Source organism: Xenorhabdus lircayensis (assembly GCF_016306625.1).
GTDB lineage: Bacteria > Pseudomonadota > Gammaproteobacteria > Enterobacterales > Enterobacteriaceae > Xenorhabdus > Xenorhabdus lircayensis.
In genome coordinates, this window is the sequence record NZ_JACOII010000085.1 from 1 (window position 1) to 1783 (window position 1783).

The 1783-nt window shown below is 47.6% G+C and carries 1 protein-coding gene and 1 tRNA gene; one reads left to right on the plus strand and one right to left on the minus strand.

Annotated features, from left to right (window positions below; genetic code table 11):
• Window positions 1-27: 27 nt before the first annotated feature.
• Window positions 28-103 (plus strand) — tRNA-Phe (locus tag H8A87_RS19260).
• Window positions 104-462: 359 nt separating this feature from the next.
• Here the strand turns inward: H8A87_RS19260 and H8A87_RS19265 are convergent.
• On the minus strand, window positions 463-1470 hold the full coding sequence (locus H8A87_RS19265) for a tyrosine-type recombinase/integrase (RefSeq protein ID WP_198691494.1): 1008 nt from the start codon (window positions 1468-1470) through the stop codon (window positions 463-465).
• Window positions 1471-1783: the final 313 nt, after the last annotated feature.

Sequence of the window (1783 nt, forward strand, 5' to 3'; positions counted from 1 at the left end):
CTGAATACGGTTTAATGCGCTCCGTTAGCCCGGATAGCTCAGTCGGTAGAGCAGGGGATTGAAAATCCCCGTGTCCTTGGTTCGATTCCGAGTCCGGGCACCAAATTTTAAAACTCGTTTGTTGAAGTGATATCAATAACTTAACAGATGAGTCATAAATAAGTGCTGTTAAGCAAATGTTAATGAATATAATCTATTACTTTGCGTAAGTTAATAAATTAAAAACAGCCACTCTATACGAAGTCAGGTGAACACAGTTGTGCTCACCTTTTTACGTTGAAAGTAATGATTTCAGTAATTGATTCTGATGTCAAGTCAGGTGATGTTCAGAAGTGCTCTTTGAGCACACTTCCCGGTTTCTTCGTTTTGTGTCTCCACCTCCAAACCATCCCTTAATCCAGTGACACAGTCAGGGCAATCCCGCGGATATCCTGCCCTGTTTTTTTACCTCACGTTAACGGATTACACAGCAAGATCCAGATAAAACGCCAGTTCATTCGCCAGGGTTTTACCCGCAATTTCCATATCGATATCAATATACTCCATCGTGGTCGCCACACTGCGGTGTCCCAGCAGGCACCTGACCAGCTGCAAATTACGATCGGGCGCCTTCATCAGTTCGGTCGCCAGCGTATGACGGAAACGGTGAGGAGAGACGGCAAAACCACACTCTTTCGACAGGCGGTTAAAGAAAGAACGAAGATGCTGCTTTTCTCTGTCATGACTGTACTGATAACTGACATGGCGTCCGTGATGACGAAAACGCAGGCGGGTTAAATCAAACAGCGGATCATTCTCTTTCGCCCCACAGGCTTCTGCCTGTTCAACCAGCTGCGCCAGCCGGGGTTTCAGTTGCGGGATCATCGGCACCCGCCACTCACTGTGGTTTTTACTGCCTTCCACACGCAACTCAATGTAACTGTTGTCCAGATTAATATCCCGTAACCGCAGATGCAACAGCTGGTTCAGGCGCATGCCCGTCAGCCGGAAAGTATCCAGTACGGTCAGCCAGTACCCTGTCGGGTATAAGGCACAGCGTCCGCCCCGTGGGGAAGTCTGTAAACATTCTTCCTCCTCATACTGCTGCATCCGCAGGTAAATCCCGGTTATCTGAGCCTTACTCAGGGTTTTCTTTTGTTTCTTCTCTTTTTTGACTGCCGCATCGTTAAACGGATTTTTGGGGTGTGACAACAGGTTTCTTTCCATCCCGAAATTAAAAATGGCCCGCAGGTGCGCCACCTTATTGTTCCACGTATACCGGGACTGATTTTTTTCCGTCAGCAGATGACGCCGCCAGCGCAGGACATCCCGGTGAGTCACGCTCTCCGGCGACCCCGTTTCCCCCAGATACCGGATAAAGACCCGCACTACCTTGCGATAACTCCATTCGGTGGCCGGCCGTAACATTCGTGAGAAGAAATACTCGTCCAGCAACGCATCCCAGCCCATTGTTTCCTCATTATTTAACATATTATTGTTTCCTTGGTGTGTCATATTGTGTTCCGGTACAGAAACGTCCCGTTAATAAACTGCAAATTAATTAACACGTTAAATTATTTTATTTTTCATATAGTGACCTTTTATACATTGCGGAAACAAGGCATTCCGGCGCTGATGCGGTGCGTTTGGATAATTTCGAATCGTTATCGTTGCCATTTGTATTATTTTCCATCAGAATTTCATTCCTCCGCCTGAAACAATGACAGTAATGTCCGGGTATCCTCGGCGGTGTCGGGCGCAGGGGCTGTTCCCGGTGTGACAAGCGGAATAACCGGATCGGGTT

Coding starts and splice junctions, on each gene's coding strand:
- H8A87_RS19265 (WP_198691494.1), bottom strand. CDS start 1,470: ATGTTAAATAATGAGGAAACAATGGGCTGGGATGCGTTGCTGGACGAG.